Source organism: Sphingopyxis sp. (assembly GCF_016704835.1).
Taxonomy (GTDB): domain Bacteria; phylum Pseudomonadota; class Alphaproteobacteria; order Sphingomonadales; family Sphingomonadaceae; genus Sphingopyxis.
In genome coordinates, this window is record NZ_JADIZJ010000009.1 from 22,676 (window position 1) to 37,476 (window position 14,801).

Annotated in this window: 11 protein-coding genes; 5 read left to right on the top strand and 6 right to left on the bottom strand. The window is 61.4% G+C overall.

The window, feature by feature from the left end; genetic code table 11:
- Nucleotides 1-40: 40 nt before the first annotated feature.
- Entirely contained in the window at nt 41-1,441 is a 1,401-nt protein-coding gene (locus IPF76_RS13290; protein ID WP_366499674.1) for an alkaline phosphatase D family protein, read from the bottom strand.
- Nucleotides 1,442-2,095: a PhoD-like phosphatase N-terminal domain-containing protein gene (locus tag IPF76_RS20860; protein ID WP_366499676.1), complete on the bottom strand. Its 654-nt coding sequence runs from the start codon at nt 2,093-2,095 to the stop codon at nt 1,442-1,444.
- A gap of 207 nt (nt 2,096-2,302) precedes the next feature.
- Between IPF76_RS20860 and IPF76_RS13295 the strand changes: the two genes are divergently transcribed.
- A complete protein-coding gene (locus tag IPF76_RS13295) occupies nt 2,303-3,040 on the top strand; it encodes a Fic family protein (protein WP_293845032.1) in 738 nt (245 codons plus the stop codon).
- Between the two features lie 18 nt (nt 3,041-3,058).
- Here the strand turns inward: IPF76_RS13295 and IPF76_RS13300 are convergent, their stop codons facing one another.
- A complete protein-coding gene (locus tag IPF76_RS13300) occupies nt 3,059-3,394 on the bottom strand; it encodes a hypothetical protein (protein ID WP_293844835.1) in 336 nt (111 codons plus the stop codon).
- 62 nt (nt 3,395-3,456) lie between these two features.
- On the opposite strand from IPF76_RS13300, the gene rlmJ reads away from it, so the two are divergent.
- Entirely contained in the window at nt 3,457-4,287 is an 831-nt protein-coding gene (rlmJ, locus tag IPF76_RS13305; RefSeq protein WP_293844838.1) for a 23S rRNA (adenine(2030)-N(6))-methyltransferase RlmJ, read from the top strand.
- A 144-nt stretch (nt 4,288-4,431) separates the two neighbouring features.
- On the opposite strand, the gene IPF76_RS13310 is transcribed toward rlmJ, so the two are convergent.
- Nucleotides 4,432-4,752, bottom strand: coding sequence for a hypothetical protein (locus tag IPF76_RS13310; RefSeq protein WP_293844841.1), 321 nt, complete (start codon nt 4,750-4,752; stop codon nt 4,432-4,434).
- A 252-nt stretch (nt 4,753-5,004) separates the two neighbouring features.
- Between IPF76_RS13310 and IPF76_RS13315 the strand changes: the two genes are divergently transcribed.
- On the top strand, nt 5,005-7,671 hold the full coding sequence (locus IPF76_RS13315; RefSeq protein WP_293844844.1) for a response regulator: 2,667 nt from the start codon (nt 5,005-5,007) through the stop codon (nt 7,669-7,671).
- Between the two features lie 27 nt (nt 7,672-7,698).
- Here the strand turns inward: IPF76_RS13315 and IPF76_RS13320 are convergent, their stop codons facing one another.
- Together IPF76_RS13320 and IPF76_RS13325 are read right to left on the bottom strand one after the other, a co-directional pair.
- A complete protein-coding gene (locus tag IPF76_RS13320; RefSeq protein ID WP_293844847.1) occupies nt 7,699-8,487 on the bottom strand; it encodes a hypothetical protein in 789 nt (262 codons plus the stop codon).
- A 334-nt stretch (nt 8,488-8,821) separates the two neighbouring features.
- Nucleotides 8,822-9,202, bottom strand: a complete 381-nt coding sequence (locus tag IPF76_RS13325) for a PilZ domain-containing protein (RefSeq protein ID WP_293845035.1) — start codon at nt 9,200-9,202, stop codon at nt 8,822-8,824.
- A 327-nt stretch (nt 9,203-9,529) separates the two neighbouring features.
- Between IPF76_RS13325 and IPF76_RS13330 the strand changes: the two genes are divergently transcribed.
- A complete protein-coding gene (locus tag IPF76_RS13330) occupies nt 9,530-11,290 on the top strand; it encodes a diguanylate cyclase (protein WP_293844850.1) in 1,761 nt (586 codons plus the stop codon).
- Nucleotides 11,291-12,617: 1,327 nt separating this feature from the next.
- The gene (locus tag IPF76_RS13335) at nt 12,618-14,777 is read left to right on the top strand and encodes a TonB-dependent receptor (protein ID WP_293844853.1); all 2,160 of its coding nucleotides are present in this window, start codon (nt 12,618-12,620) and stop codon (nt 14,775-14,777) included.
- Nucleotides 14,778-14,801: the final 24 nt, after the last annotated feature.

The window sequence follows — 14,801 nt, forward strand, 5'->3', positions numbered from 1 at the left end:
GACCATTTTAGGCGCCTTTCTGCCCTCCAGCCGACCAAATCTATATCGACAGCTTGGCATCTCCTTCCAAAATCCGTTGCTCCAGCTTCGGTCGACTACCTGGCTGCCACATCTGCGCCTGGTGCGAGACGCGGTAGCGAAGGGGTCCGCCATCGGGCGTGGTCGCTCTTACGATCGGGCGGACGATGCAAACAAACTCGGCTTCGATGGCGTCAGGGCCAGCACTGACAACAGCATAGCCGTGCCCCGCCATATCGACAAATTCCAGATGCGGCGCGACTTCCGGGTTGGTCAGCGCTCGCGCCGCCTCGATATTGCCGCTCGCCGCATATTCGAGCGCCGAGCGCACCCCGCGTTTGATCGTCAAGTTGATCGTATGCTCGGGATCGCCAGCTGCCGGTTTACGCACGAATAGCGGGCGTAGCGGAAAGTCCTTGTAATATTCCGACGCCTCACCGAGGCCTGGTGCGGAGATTGATCCGGTTATGAAACTGACCCCCACCGGCGCGAATCCGGCGGGTGGCAAGGTGGGTGCGGCATAGCCCGCCCAGAAGCTATGACGGTCGCCCGATACAGTGACGAAGCCTGATATTTTATTATCGCGGACCAGGTCGTAGATTTCCGCTCGCTCGGCAAATGCGCCGCTGATGTCGCCGCCGCCGAAGGTGCCGTAATCCTTGCCGGGCCACTTCGCCTCTACCAGCCCTGCGGGCAGGTTCTGAGGATCGGTGCGCATGTCAAGCGTGCCGTTCGTCGCGCCCCAGATTTTCCAGGTTGCGGTTGATTTGGTCAACCGCTCCTTCAGCCACGCCTTCTGCGTGCGGCCGAGCACGGTGTGAGAGGGCTCGTCCTTGCGGAAATTGGGGATGGTCTTATCGCCAATTGATATGGTCGCGGGCGGCTTTCCGCTGGCATAGTCCTTCCCGCCGTCGACGATCTCCATCCACTCCTGCGGGATGAAGGGATATTCTCCCGAGTCGAGCGCTGCGGCCTCGGTTCGATCCGTCGGATCCGCCGCTTTGTAGCTGTGCAAGTCGGTCAAGATCAGATCGACGTGCCGGCCGTAGCGCAGCGCGCGATAGGTGGTCATGCTGCCGACCGCGATACGATTATTCGTCTCGGTCCCGAAGCCGTCCTCGTCGAAGGTTTCAATAGGTGCGTTCGCCACCGCCGGCGGCACGAACTGATCGGTTCCAGTGCCCGATGCCTTGCGGACGCGGGACGGGATAAATTCCCACCAGGCCTGGTTCGCGTCGACGCGTAGCTGCTGCGCGGGCTCGACCTTGCCGCCAAATTTGGTGAAACTTTGCCAGCCCTGCCAAGAGAATTCGTGATTGTCGCCCATGCATATGAAGGGAAAAGTGGCGCGCGCATCCTGGATGTCGGGATCGTTTATATGCGCGCGATAAACGTGGCGATATCCGGCCAGATTGGTCGGCACCTAGAAATTACCGACCTTGCGCGCGTCCGGTATGTGGCCGAGATCATAACCGGTGCGCGCGTAGCGATGCGGTGTTTCTTCTGGATATTCGACCACTTCATAGATGAAATCGCCCAGATGAAGGACGAAGCCGAGTTTGCGGTCGGCTGGCGCACGCGCGTCCTCCCAGATCATCCGGCGATACGCGTTCTGCGCGCCTTCGTTGACGCTGTTGCAGGATACAAAAGCAAAGCGAACGGGGCGTTGGTCGGTGGCGCGCGGCGCGGTGATCGTGCGCCCGATCCGGCTACCCGCGCCGCTGTCGTCGGTGAAACGATACCAATGGACCGTCGCCGGCGCGAGCCCACCGACCAGCGCACGGCAGGTCCAGTCGGCAGCGGCCAGCACCGGCGTACGCGCGGTAGCGACGACACGGCGGAAGTCTGGGTCCAGTGCGATTTCCACCGTCAGTTCATGGCGTTCGCCTTTCTCATAGGGCCGTCGGGTCCAGAGGACGATGCTATGGTCATCCGGATCCCCCGACGCGACACCTTGTGGAAAAAGCGTTCGATCTTCTCTCCAGTCCCTATGCGAAGGCGCTGCGGCCAGTCGCGACGCCCAGATGCCGCTTATACCCATCGATGCTGCGCACGCCATAAACTGCCGTCGATTCATCTCTCGTCCCCTGAGCCAAGCCGATAACGTCCTGCCGCCAATCTCTATCCAGCTTCGCCTGACACGGAAGACCTAGGCCACGAGAGCCCGTGACTTTTCGACAAAGGGCAAAAAGCGGGTGAATAATCGATCACAGGCCGGCTGCTGCGACAGCCAAGCACGCGGTGCAGAAGGACGGCCGATGTCCCCGGCGGCGAGCGACTGCGCATCGAACCCGGGTCGCTTCGCACGCGCGACGTTCAGGTTGGGCGCCATGTCGCGATCAGTCCGGGCGCCGTTCCCCGCTTTCTAGACCATTTCGAATGGGCTTATGGGCGGCTTGGACGCAGCGACGCGATTATAGCCGTCGCGGCAGCGCATCACCGCTTCGTCTGGATCCACCCCTTTCTCGATGGCAACGGCCGCGTCGCCCGGCTCATGTCGCACGCGATGCTGCTCGATACGCTCGACACGGGCGGTGTCTGGTCGGTTGCGCGCGGACTTGGCCGCACCACTCAAGACTATAAACGCCATCTCGCCGCATGCGACCTGCGTCGCCGCAACGATCTCGATGGCCGCGACGCATTCAGCGAGGAAGAGCTTGCGGCTTTCACGCGCTATTTTCTGCAGATTTGTATCGATCAGGTCGATTTCATGCAGAGCCTGGTCGATCCCAACCGGCTGCGGGTCCGTATTCACTGCTGGATCGAGGAGGAGGCTGCGCTGGGCAATATCCCGCTCAAGGCCGGCGCCATCATCGACGCGATTCTCTATCGCGGCGAACTCCCGCGCGGCGAACTCGAGGCCGTGGTCGGAACCGGTGACCGACAGGCACGGCGGGTGGCAGCTAGCCTGCTTGATCTTGGCGTCATCGTTTCCGAAAGCAGCCGCGCTCCGCGTCGCATGGCTTTTCCCGCTACTCTCGCCTCGCGATGGATGCCGGGTTTGTTCCCCGACAAAAGTTAGGATCGACCCGTCCGATTTTTATAACCCGCCCGGGCCGCGACATCCGGTCGAACGGGAATCTGGCAATTCCCTCCCCTTATTGCTGGCCGATCTTCCGGACCTCGCGCCATCCGCCAGCAACCCGGCAAATACGGCCCGAATTCCCGCTTCGGTCACGGTAGCAGGCGCGACATCGACATCGATGATGATCATATCCGGCGCATCCAGCTCCTCGATGATCGAACACCCCGATGCGGCCGCAGCCCGCTGTTTCCGCCCTTGGTGTCGATCGCAATCGCAGGCTTGCGGCCTTGCGCAGAATGTTTTGAAGTTTTCGCCTGACTCTTTACGGGCACCGGACTGCTTGCCTTGCATCGCGCTCGGCTTTCGCGCGCAGCCGTTCGTATAAAGGTAGATCGTCAGGATTTTGAATTACGATGAATTACCGCCATTCCTTCCACGCTGGCAATAGCGCCGATGTCGTAAAGCACAGCCTGCTGATCGCCCTCGTGCGGGCCTTGCAGCAAAAACCGGGCGCGCTGACCCTGATCGACACCCATGCCGGTTGCGGACTGTACGACCTTAGCAGCGAGGAAGCCCAACGCACCGGCGAGGCCACACAGGGCGTGCTGCGCGCCTTCGACGACCCGAACCCCTTGCTGGACGACTACCGCGCGGCGGTACAGGCGGTGAATGCCGGGGCCGAGCCTCGCTTCTACCCCGGATCGCCGCGATTTCTGGCGCAGCTTCTGCGTCCGCAGGATTTTCTGATCCTGAACGAGAAACATCCCGAAGACGCCTATGCCCTGCGCGGCGCGATGCGCGGCACATCCGCCGCCGTGCATCAGCGCGACGCCTACGAATTTTGGCTGGCGATGCTGCCGCCCCGCACCGCCCGCGGCGTGATGTTGGTCGATCCGCCGTACGAGCAGATCGATGAACGCGCACGTATCACCGCCACCCTCGCCGCGGCCCACCGCAAATGGGCACATGGCGTGACGGTGGTGTGGTATCCGCTAAAAGACCGCACCACGCATGTGCGGTGGACGCAGCAGTTGCGCAAGCTCGGCATACCGAAATTGCTGCGGGTGGAGCATTGGCTGTACGATAGCGATCAGCCCGGCATCTATAACGGCGCGGGCCTCTATATCGTCAACCCGCCCTACGCCTTCACGCAGGCGCTGCCGCCTCTGCTGGAAGCTCTGCGCGCCGCGCTGGCGCCGGAGGGGCATAGGGGAGCGATCACAACCAATTGGTTGGGCGATTAAAACAAACCCTAATCTTCCTCGACTCCAAAAGAAGCAATTGCGGCGTTTCAGGTTTTGGACAAATTTGGTTACGCCGAATTTAGAACAGGTTTTTCGCGCCGGATGCCAGTGCTCCCCGGATGCCAGTGCTCCAGCCGATTGCGCTTAGTCGCCGTTGGCATCGACCATGAATACCGTCGGCTTGCCGCGAGACGCCGGGTCCCATCCTGCCGACAATGCCGCTCGCACCCCTCGCGAGACTATCGCGTCGTTGATTTGCAGACGCCCTTTCGGCAATCCTTTCAACAGGCGCTTTGGCGTCGGAAATTCTAGCACGGCTTCGCGTGGCATATCTCTCTGGCGTAAGGAGACCGTCATGCCCTTCCAGCCCTCGGACGAGGACAGCTGGGGCTCGGTCAGGAGTTCCCAGTCATATTTGACACCATCGATTTGGACGGTGCCGTCGCGGCCGTTCTTGTGAAGCATAGGATGCCCTTAGCATGTTAGGCGCGGCGCTCCAGTCGGTTCACATCAAAGATCGGCTGTCGGAACGTTTAGCGGCCAAGACAGCTTCCCCGCGGCGATGATTGGCCGACAACGACCCGACCGCTTTTGGGCGCCCATATCGGATGGCTGCCGCTCAGCCTCGCGGGACAACTCAGGCCGATGGATCTGGACAGCGTACCCGCTTCAATCCTTAGCAATTGACAATTCGCGGCGATCCGCTGAGGCACGCTCATGGCCAATCCACCCATCCCGCAGCCCAACTTCCTAGCCGAATGGGACAGTCTCGCAGCCGAATGTCTCGCGAACGGACGCCTGGGAGAGAGCGAGCTTCTCGAGGCGGCCCGGCGCCTGCTCCTTCCGGCTTTGCGCCGCGGAGACTGGCCTATCGCTGGCGGTGAGTGCGGCGCGATCATCCGGACCCTAGACTGGAGCGGCTCGCCGCTTGGCCCTGTCGACCTTTGGTCGCTGGAGCTGCGCGCAACCGTCGCAAACATCGTCAATTCTCCCGTCGCGAAGGTCCTGATGTGGGGACCAGATCATGTCATGATCTATAATGACGCTTACATTGCGATCGCAGGTGACAAGCATCCCGATGCGCTTGGCGGCACGGTTCCGGATATATGGCCAGAGATTTGGGACTGGAACCGCGAGATATTGGCGGCGGGGTTTCGGGGCGAACAGCTAGCTTATCGGGATCAGCCCCTGGTCCTCGATCGCGGCGCGGGACTCGAGGCGGTCACCTTCGATCTGTTCTATACCCCGGTTTATGAGGCCGACGGTGCGGTCGCCGGGGTCATGTGCACCTGTATGGACAACAGCAATCGCGTGGCGCTGGAACGCAGCCTGGCCGCCAGCAATTTTCGGTTTCGCACTGCGATGGAAGCCGTGCACGGCGTCTTGTGGACCAACAGTGCCGACGGGCGCATGCTTGGTGAGCAGCCAAGCTGGGCCGCACTCACGGGGCAGCCCTTCGAGGCGTATCAGGAGCTCGGGTGGGCGAACGCGGTTCATGAGGATGACCGGCAGGGGTCGATCGAAAGCTGGCATGCCGCGGTCGCCAGCAGGTCCATGTATGTACACGAGCATCGGGTACGCCGTCACTGCGGGACCTGGCGCAACTTTGCGATCCGCGCGCTACCCATCGTTGGGGACGACGGGGAGATTCGCGAATGGGTTGGCGTGCACACCGACATCACGCACCAGCGCGCCGCCGAATCGGCGCTGCGCGAACTTAACGCCAACCTCGAAACCCGCGTTATCGCCGAGATCGACGAGCGCCGTCAGGCCGAAGCCAAGCTCGCACAAGCGCAGAAGATGGAGTCGCTCGGCAAGCTCACCGGCGGCGTGGCGCACGACTTCAACAATCTGCTTCAGGTCGTATCCGGCAACCTTCAACTGCTCGCGCGCGATGTGGCCGGGAACGAGAAAGCCGAAGCGCGGCTGGCAAATGCCGAAGCGGGCGTCGCCCGCGGCGCCAAGCTCGCAAGCCAGCTGCTCGCCTTCGGCCGCCGGCAGACGCTCGAGCCCAAGGTAGTCAATGTCAGCCGCTTCGTGCGCGGCATGGACGACATGCTGCGGCACGCGCTCGGCGAAGGCGTCGAAATCGAGACAATCGTTGGCGGCGGCCTCTGGAATAGCTTCGTCGACCCGGCACAGGTCGAAAACGCGCTGCTCAATCTTGCGATCAATGCGCGCGATGCGATGGACGGCCAAGGCCAATTGACGGTCGAAGTGGGTAATGCCTTCCTTGATGCTGATTACACCCTCGGGCACGAAGAAGTCGAGGCGGGGCAATATGTCATGCTTGCGGTGTCGGACACCGGCTGCGGCATGACCCCGGAAATCGTAGAAAAAGTGTTCGAACCCTTCTTCTCAACCAAGGTCGAGGGCAAGGGATCAGGCCTTGGCCTCTCCATGGTCTATGGATTCGTCAAGCAATCGGGCGGCCACGTCAAAATCTATTCCGAGCCCGGCGAAGGCACGACGGTGCGGATCTATCTCCCGCGCTCGCTCGCGAGCGAGGATGCCGAGGTCCAGATTGCAGCCGGCCCGGTGGTCGGCGGCAGCGAGACGGTGCTCGTCGTCGAGGATGACGAGGATGTGCGCGCCACCGTCGTCGAGATGCTGGCGGATCTTGGCTATAATGTGGTCAAGGCACCCGACGCCGACGCCGCGCTCATCATCGTACAGAGCGGCATGCCGATCGACATCCTGTTTACCGACGTCGTGATGCCGGGGACGCTGAAAAGTCCCGAGCTGGCGCGCAGAGCGCGTGAGCGCCTACCGAATATCGCCATCCTGTTCACCTCGGGCTATACCGAGAACAGCATCGTACATGGCGGGAAGCTCGACGCAGGCGTGGAGCTTCTGTCGAAGCCTTACACCCGCGAGGCGCTCGCGCGGCGGTTACGCCATGTCGTTGCCAATAGCCGACAGGCAAGCCAAGCGCGCGCCCCTGCCACCGGGCAGCAGGATGAAGCGGCGGCAAGCGGGGCGCTCCCCGCTGCGCTGGCACACGGCACAATCTTGCTTGTCGAGGACGACAGCCTCATCCTGATGAACACCGCCGAAATGCTGAAACAGTCGGGCCTGCTCGTGATCGAAGCCGGGAGCGCGGAAGAGGCGATGATCGCCTTGCAGAGATCGCGTATCGACGTCCTCGTCACCGACATCAACCTCCCTGGCTCGTCAGGGGTCACGCTTGCGGAAGAGGCGCGCGCGCTGCATCCCGCAGTCGGTCTGGTCTTCGCGACGGGAGATTCGGCAATGGCTCCGGCGCTTGCGAATTCCCGCCTGCTGGCGAAGCCTTATGGAATGCGGCAGCTACTCGACGCGGTGAGCGAAGCGGGCGCAAGATTCTCGTCAGCCGGTGAGAATAGCGCCGCTATGAAGGCGTGACGGCGAAACCGCCAGCAAGGTAACAAACTACCCGATCCAATGACCACGGGTGCGCCGCAGGCCATAGGCCGTGCTGGCAATCACGATCACCGCGGATAACCCGGACGCGACGGCAACGATCGGCGCGCGCTGCCCGCCGTCGGCGAATATCGCGGCGAGCGCCCAGAGAAAGACCAGCGCGTAGGGCGGGCAGCCCTTCGACCTGGCAAGCGCGGCTCCGGCGATCAGGCCGCCGAGGATCAGCACGGCTCCCGCGACGATCGGCGCCTGTACCGCGTCCGCATCGACACCATGAAAGCGGAGGCTGGAGGATATATTGGCGATCGCCGCGGCGGTGAGCCAGGCGGCAAGCGAGGTCAGCGGCACCGCCGCACACCAGAACTGCCCTTTCGAGAGCTGGTCGGGCCAGCTCGAGAGGCGTCGCAGCGCGAGCAAGGCACCGGCAAGCCCGGTCAAGATGATGATGACCGACACAAATGTGACATCGACGAGCTGGACATAGGTCGCCCAGCTCGCGTTGGCGAGAAAGGCAACGGCAGCCGGACGGCGGATTTGCGCGATGAGCGCGTCGGTCCGCTGCGCTGACCGCGCCTGATAGGCGGCAAAGATCAAAGCTCCGAGGTAGAGCGCTCCCCATATCGAGAAGGCCCAACCCGCAGGCGTCACCAGTGTCGAGACGCGGTCCGAATTCTCCCCGATCGGAGTTCCGATGCCCAGGCTCGACAGAAAGGAGACGGCGATCTGAAGGGTCGCCGCAAATATCACGAGTGCGACATCGAATGCGGAGCTCGACGATTGTGAGGAGGCGTTCTGCATGCGGTATCGAACTCGCCAAGGCTTGCTGCGTTCCCGGCGACCGGGGAAGCCCAATGCGCGTCGGGCGAAGGCCTATACCAACGAGCGACAGCCAGTCTGGGGAGCAAACCGCCATCGGCCCCACCGCGCCGAGCTAGTCCGGACCGCGCAGTAGCGCGGCCCGGTGGAAAGCATTCAATCCATGCTGTTTTGAAGCTCGGCGACGATACGCCGCGAGCCGGGTCCAGGTTCCCGGACTCAGCTTCAATCGCTAAACTCTTCGCAAAACCAGATTGCCGAGCGAGCGTTGCTGGCGCCAGGCACTTTCCAAAGTAAAACGACGACGGCGCTTAGGTCATTGTGCCGCGTCTGGCCCATGATCCTTATGGATCGCCACGATCGCGTCGAACACCGCTGGATAGAATGGACGATCGAAGGCAATTCCGGCTTCCTGACCGACACACCATTTTACCGTGCCGGGCCAATGCTCCACGCCCTCGATCTTGATCGTCACAAGATCCCCTGTGTTAAATATGCCTGATTTCAGCACGAGCCCGCAACCTCCCGCCGACAGATTGAAGATCCGGGCATCAATGGCACCCTGCGCGGCCCCGCGAAGCCGGACAGCGGCCTCGACTTCCACCCTTGGCGCACCGCGCCGCGATGGTCCGTCGCGCTCGCTTGCCCGCCTGTCGATTGCCGGCGTTGCAGTATCGAGAACCGACAATTGCGACACCTTTGCGAAGCCGTCCGCCGATATCGGCGCGCCTATTTCATCTTGTTTCAATGTTGGTCCCCACCTGCTCGGTTGCAGGCAAATGACAGCATAGTGTTGAAAAGCCGTTATTCAGGATTTTGCAGTCGCGGGCGCATTCTCGCGTTAGCGCCGCTGGCAGTTCTGCCGGCGATGGAAAACACGATCAATCAATCCTTACAAATCGCTGCCAAGCATTCATGTCCAAATAGGGTAAGGCAAAGACCCCACGGGCCGTAAAGGACGCCTTGCTATCTTGCTGCTTGGGTTTGCTGTATGGTCCCATGTCTTCCAGTGAATTGGTTTGCAATGCCGTTTGACGAAGCCACTTTGGTCGCACCTCCCAAGCGGCTGACGATCGCGCCCGCGCTCGTGGGTGCGCTCCTTTATTTCGCGTTCGCGACCATCACGATACTGCTTACGAGCGATGGTCGAAGCCATGCGACAGTCTGGCTTGCCGATGCCGCTGTGCTGGCTGTGCTGCTCAGCAGACCCAAGTCGGAATGGCCACTGGCCCTCCTTTTCGGATGGGCGGCCAATCTTGCGGCCAACGCACTGACCCGTGACTGGGCACCCGGGATCGTCCTCTATGGCGGCATCAACATGGGACAGGTTCTGCTGGCGGGCTCGATCATGCGCCGGAAATCGGAGAATATCGATATTCTTGCCGACACCCCGACAGCCTTGAGTTTTCTTTTTTGGGCCGGTTTCGTTGCACCCGCGGCGGGTGCAATCATTGGCTCGGCGGTCTCGGTCGTCAATTATGGCGAGAGCTTTCTTCCCTCGTTTGCGCGCTGGTATGCGGGCAATGCATTGGGTTTCGTCATCTTGACGCCATTTTTGAAGTCATGGTTCGACGGAGGTTATGTCAAGGCGATCAAGGCCCGCCTGCCTCGGCAGCGACTGGAAGACACTGCGCTCCTCTTCTTCCACGGCGCGGTGAGCGTCGTGACATTTGGTCAAAGCGGCCTGCCGCTGCTGTTCGCTCCGCTTTGTAGTCTTCTTGTCCTTGCCATCCGGTCCGGACGTCTCGCGACCCAGGCCGGCGTCGTAATGGTTGGCGTGCTTGGCGCGCTTGCGGCGGTCTATCATGTTGGACCGGTTGCTCTCATCCACCGCGGGCCGGTTTTTGAAGCGATCTTTTTTCAATCCTATCTCGCGATCATGCTCGCGGCGGCGCTGCCGGTGGCGGCGCTCGTCGCTTCGCGTGCGGAAGCTTTGGCAGATGCCGCGCGCCGCGAAGAGCTGTTAGCGATGATCCTGGAAAATTCCCCCGATGCGATCCTGAGCTTCGACGCTGGAGGCCGCTGCCAATGGGTGGAGGGCGCGACCGATGAATTGATCGGACTGAGCAAAGCTATCTGCCGCGACGCACCGATCGACCAATTATCGGTTCTGGTGAGTCCTGTGCTTTCCAGTCTTTCCGATGCGGCTCTCGCCACGCCTTCAGCATCCCATCTGGCAGATCTTCACCCCGCCAGCCTGCCGACGCGCACGTTGGAAGTGGCCGTTAAAGCCGTGCTTTCGGATGACAGGGTCGTCGGAACGGTTGCGATGATCAGGGATGTCACTCGTCAGCGCGCGCGAGAGAGGGAAATTGCGCGCCTCGCCGTGACCGATCCCCTGACGAGAATTGCCAATCGAGCGGGCTTCGAGGAGGCGATCACGCGGCGCCGGACGACAGCCGCACCCGCCTGCATCGCGATTTTCGACATTGATGATTTCAAATCCATCAACGATCGTTGGGGTCACCAGGTCGGTGACCGCATATTGAAGGATGTCGCCACGGTAGCTCTCGCTATTGCCGGCGATCGCCACTTCATTGCGCGTCTGGGCGGGGACGAGTTCGTGATGCTTCTGGAATGCGATCTTGCTGCCGGATGGCAAATTATTGAACGGGTGCGAGAGGAGGTGTCCGCCTTATCAGCGGTGCCCGGTGCCAAAGTGACGATCAGTGCTGGCATCGCGGAACTGGGCGATGATCCTGTCACAGCCGTCGAGGTCGCGGACAGACGCCTCTATCTAGCAAAACGATCGGGCCGAAATCGCACTGTTGCGGACGTGTTCTGATGGCCGGATTCCGACCGGCGGCTTTCAGACGTGGATCCAAGATGCCGACGTTCATCAGGACCTTGCGCTGGCGACGTAAAGCGACCGATTGGCGACGTTCTGCTGTGGCGCTCGGTCGCTTCATAGCTAGGCCAATTGCTCGCCAAAGGAGCGCTGATGGACTGGAATGACGTAGCAATGTGGATCGGAGCGGTAATTTTCATCGCCGCTCTAGTTTTGTTTCCAAGGTGGTTCTCATTCCGTCACCGAGCCATAGCTGGCACGGTCTTATTCCCCGCAGGATGGGCCGGGCTTTTCACAGGCCTCGCTCTCGGGGACCGACCGTTCATGCGAACAGAAGTGGTTGCTTGGCTTTGGGTTGGGATCAGCGGACTGGCGATTGTGCTGTCTGTCATCCTCCTCGTGCCAGTGGTTTTCGAGTGGCGAAGGAAACGCCGTCGTCCAAAGCGACGCTCGGGCAAATGGCCTGCCGGGCACTGGAAGAGTTGAACCTACGCTCACCCGCCCACAGGAGACATTCTGCCGAGTTTTTCGTTAGGCTGCCAACATACCGCTGGACTTGGCCGCTAGCGCACTGTCAGTTTCTGAGGCGCAACCGTTCGCACGCGGCGGCCGCTTCTTTGCGATCAGTAAGGAGGCTCGATGAGGGCCGCTCCCCCGACTATCTGCCATAACGCATTTCCGAGGCACCCTGCGCGCTGCCACCAAGATTCGCTCATCTATTTGTTATCGAGCGGGGGCAAGTTTGAGCGAGCGTCTGCCGAGCTGCCCCGCGCCCGATCTACCATCTTGCCGGCGCGGCACGCAGCGCGTGGGAGCACAGCACCGCCGCGATGGATACACCGCGCTGGTCGATCACCTTCCGCACGCTGCGCTGATATCGGTCAGCGGGTGCGTTGCGGCTGGCATCTTGTGCCTTAGTCGCGCCCCAAAAAATTCGGCACGGCGTCAAGGTTCGCTCGGTGCTTGCCTGCTTCGTCGACAGCGTTCGCGAAAGGTGCTGGCGGCTGCGCACAAGAAACAAAGGCCGCTCAAAGAAAGCGGCGCGGTGCGAGTCCAAAAGCGCCGACCGCGACGCTATTCGCAAACTGTGTACAGAAAGCGATATTTATCCACTGACGCCTCGAACCTATACCATTGATATAACGTCAGTTTGTTTCCTTCAGCCACTAAATACGAAAAAACTGTATCCATTTAATTTGACATTGCACCGAGGTGGCCGTAATTCTCTCGTTGAAACACTAGCATGCAACAGCGTTGCAGAGCCAGTGGAATATGGGAGGGTGAAATGACAAGAGGTTCTCGGACTTTATGGCTGTCAGCGAGCATGCTCGCGCTTTTGGCCCCGGCGGCCGCAAACGCGCAGGAAGCTGACACCGAAGCCAGTGGCGGGATCGCCGAAATCATCGTCACCGCGCAAAAACGCGATGAGAATCTCCAGCGAACGCCTGCCGCGGTCACCGCGGTCAACGGCGACCTGCTCGTGGCTTCGGGCATTAAGGATCTAAGTGCCGCGCAGGAGATCGTTCCCGGCGCGCGCTTTCATCAAGAAGGCAATACCACGCAGGTCTTTCTGCGCGGCATCGGCTCGAACCTGGACTTCGCCAACGTCGAGCCCTCGGTGTCCTTCAATTTCAACGGCGTGAACATTCCGCGCGAGGCGACGAGCGTGCCGCTCTTCGACATCGAACGCTTCGAGGTCCTGCCGGGTCCGCAGGGCACGCTCTATGGCCGCAGTGCAATCGGCGGTACGGTCAACGTTGCCTTCAAGCGGCCCGAGTTCGAGAATGGCGGCAATGCGGCGCTCGAGATCGGCAATTACGACCTGATCCACGGCACCGTTGTCGGCAATGCCAAGCTGTCCGAGCAGCTCGCGCTGCGCGTCGGCGTCGATTACGCTTACCGCGACGGCTATATGGAAACGGGGTCGGACTCGCAGGACGACATATCCGGCCGCGTCGGCCTGCTCTATGACAATAACGAAGGGTTCAGCCTCTATTGGTGGGGCAATACCACCCACAAGAACGGCAACACCTCGAACCTGGTGAACAAGGGATCGCGGCTCGTTGTCGATGCAAACGGCAATCCGGTGCGCGACGCCGGGGGCAATCTGCAGTTCGTCTTTGACGAAAACGCCTTCCTGCGCGATCGCCCGTGGGACGATTTGCGGCCAGGCGTCCTCGCCGAAACCGCGCCGTTCGGCCAGCCGACGCCCTCGACGCAAAATTACGAAAATTACGCGACGGGGCTTCAGATCGACGCCGAACTTAGCGACACCGTCTCGCTGACCAACATCACCGGTTATGTCTATCTCGACGCCGAGACCGAAGTCTACTGGCTGGGCGTGCTGCCCGCCTACAAGCTCGACCAATACCGCATGCTGAGCAACGAACTGCGGATTTCCGGCGACAGCGACAAGCTGAAATGGCTTGTCGGCCTGTTCGCCTATCGCAACAAGGGCGTCGGCCAGGCGATCGTCGGAACCGCCGTCGGCCCGGGCGGCCCCGCGATCCCGGGCACCCCCTTCCCCTTCTTTTCCTCCAATGTGCAGAGCAACATCATGAAGGGCGGCGCGATCTTCGGCCAGGCGACCTACAGCGTCACCGACCGCTTCCGCGTCACGCTCGGCGGCCGCTACGGCATTGACAATAAGAAGGCGCGCGGCATCGCCCTCGACGACCAGGTCTCGCCCTACACGTTCGAAAAGACCTTCCGCCGCTTCGACTACAAGGCGGGGCTCGAATATGACGCGGCCGACCGCGTGATGCTCTATGCGACGTACCAGACGGGCTATCAGCCTGGCACGTTCAATGAGGTCGTCGACCTGCCCGGGCGCACCAATCTGGTGAAGACCGGCAAGATGAAGGGCATCTCGGGGGGCTTCAAGGCGCGCTTCCTCGACAACCGGCTGCAGATTAACAACGAGGCGTTCTTCTACGTCTATTCCGATCTCGCGATCCAGGCCTATGACGCAAGCAAGCTGTACAACGAGATTTTCAACGCCGGGAACGTCGAAATTCCGGGGAACCAGCTCGACATCTTGTTCCAGCCCGTTCCGGACACGAAGCTCAACCTGTCGATCAGCTACGTCCATGCCCGCAACAAGGACTTCATCACTCCGGCGGGGCAGAATTTCAACGGTCTCTCCGGACCCTATGCCGCCGATTGGACCATTGGCGGCGGCTTCAGTCAGGATTTCCACCTCGGCGGCGGTTACCTCCGTGCGGCGGCGGATGCACGCTATGAAAGCGAATGGTTTGCCGATTTCGTCCACAATCCGGGCACGCGGCAAAAGCCTTATGCCAAGCTCAATGCCTCGCTGACCTACTATTCCGAGGACGAGCGCTGGAACATCGGCATCTGGGGCAAGAATCTGACCAACGAGGCCGTGATCGCGGCGACCGCGGCGGCGGGCATCCCGGGTCCGGCGACGGCCTATCTGTCGCCGCCACACACCTTCGGCCTGCGCGCGGGACTCAACTTCTGACCATGGCGGGCACTTTATCCGGCA

What these genes read in the sequence shown, in the direction of transcription:
- rlmJ (WP_293844838.1), top strand. Translation starts at nt 3,457, where the DNA reads ATGAATTACCGCCATTCCTTCCACGCTGGCAATAGCGCCGATGTCGTA.
- IPF76_RS13335 (WP_293844853.1), top strand. Translation starts at nt 12,618, where the DNA reads ATGCTCGCGCTTTTGGCCCCGGCGGCCGCAAACGCGCAGGAAGCTGAC.
- IPF76_RS13310 (WP_293844841.1), bottom strand. Translation starts at nt 4,752, where the DNA reads ATGCTTCACAAGAACGGCCGCGACGGCACCGTCCAAATCGATGGTGTC.
- IPF76_RS20860 (WP_366499676.1), bottom strand. Translation starts at nt 2,095, where the DNA reads ATGAATCGACGGCAGTTTATGGCGTGCGCAGCATCGATGGGTATAAGC.
- IPF76_RS13320 (WP_293844847.1), bottom strand. Translation starts at nt 8,487, where the DNA reads ATGCAGAACGCCTCCTCACAATCGTCGAGCTCCGCATTCGATGTCGCA.
- IPF76_RS13330 (WP_293844850.1), top strand. Translation starts at nt 9,530, where the DNA reads ATGCCGTTTGACGAAGCCACTTTGGTCGCACCTCCCAAGCGGCTGACG.
- IPF76_RS13315 (WP_293844844.1), top strand. Translation starts at nt 5,005, where the DNA reads ATGGCCAATCCACCCATCCCGCAGCCCAACTTCCTAGCCGAATGGGAC.
- IPF76_RS13300 (WP_293844835.1), bottom strand. Translation starts at nt 3,394, where the DNA reads ATGCAAGGCAAGCAGTCCGGTGCCCGTAAAGAGTCAGGCGAAAACTTC.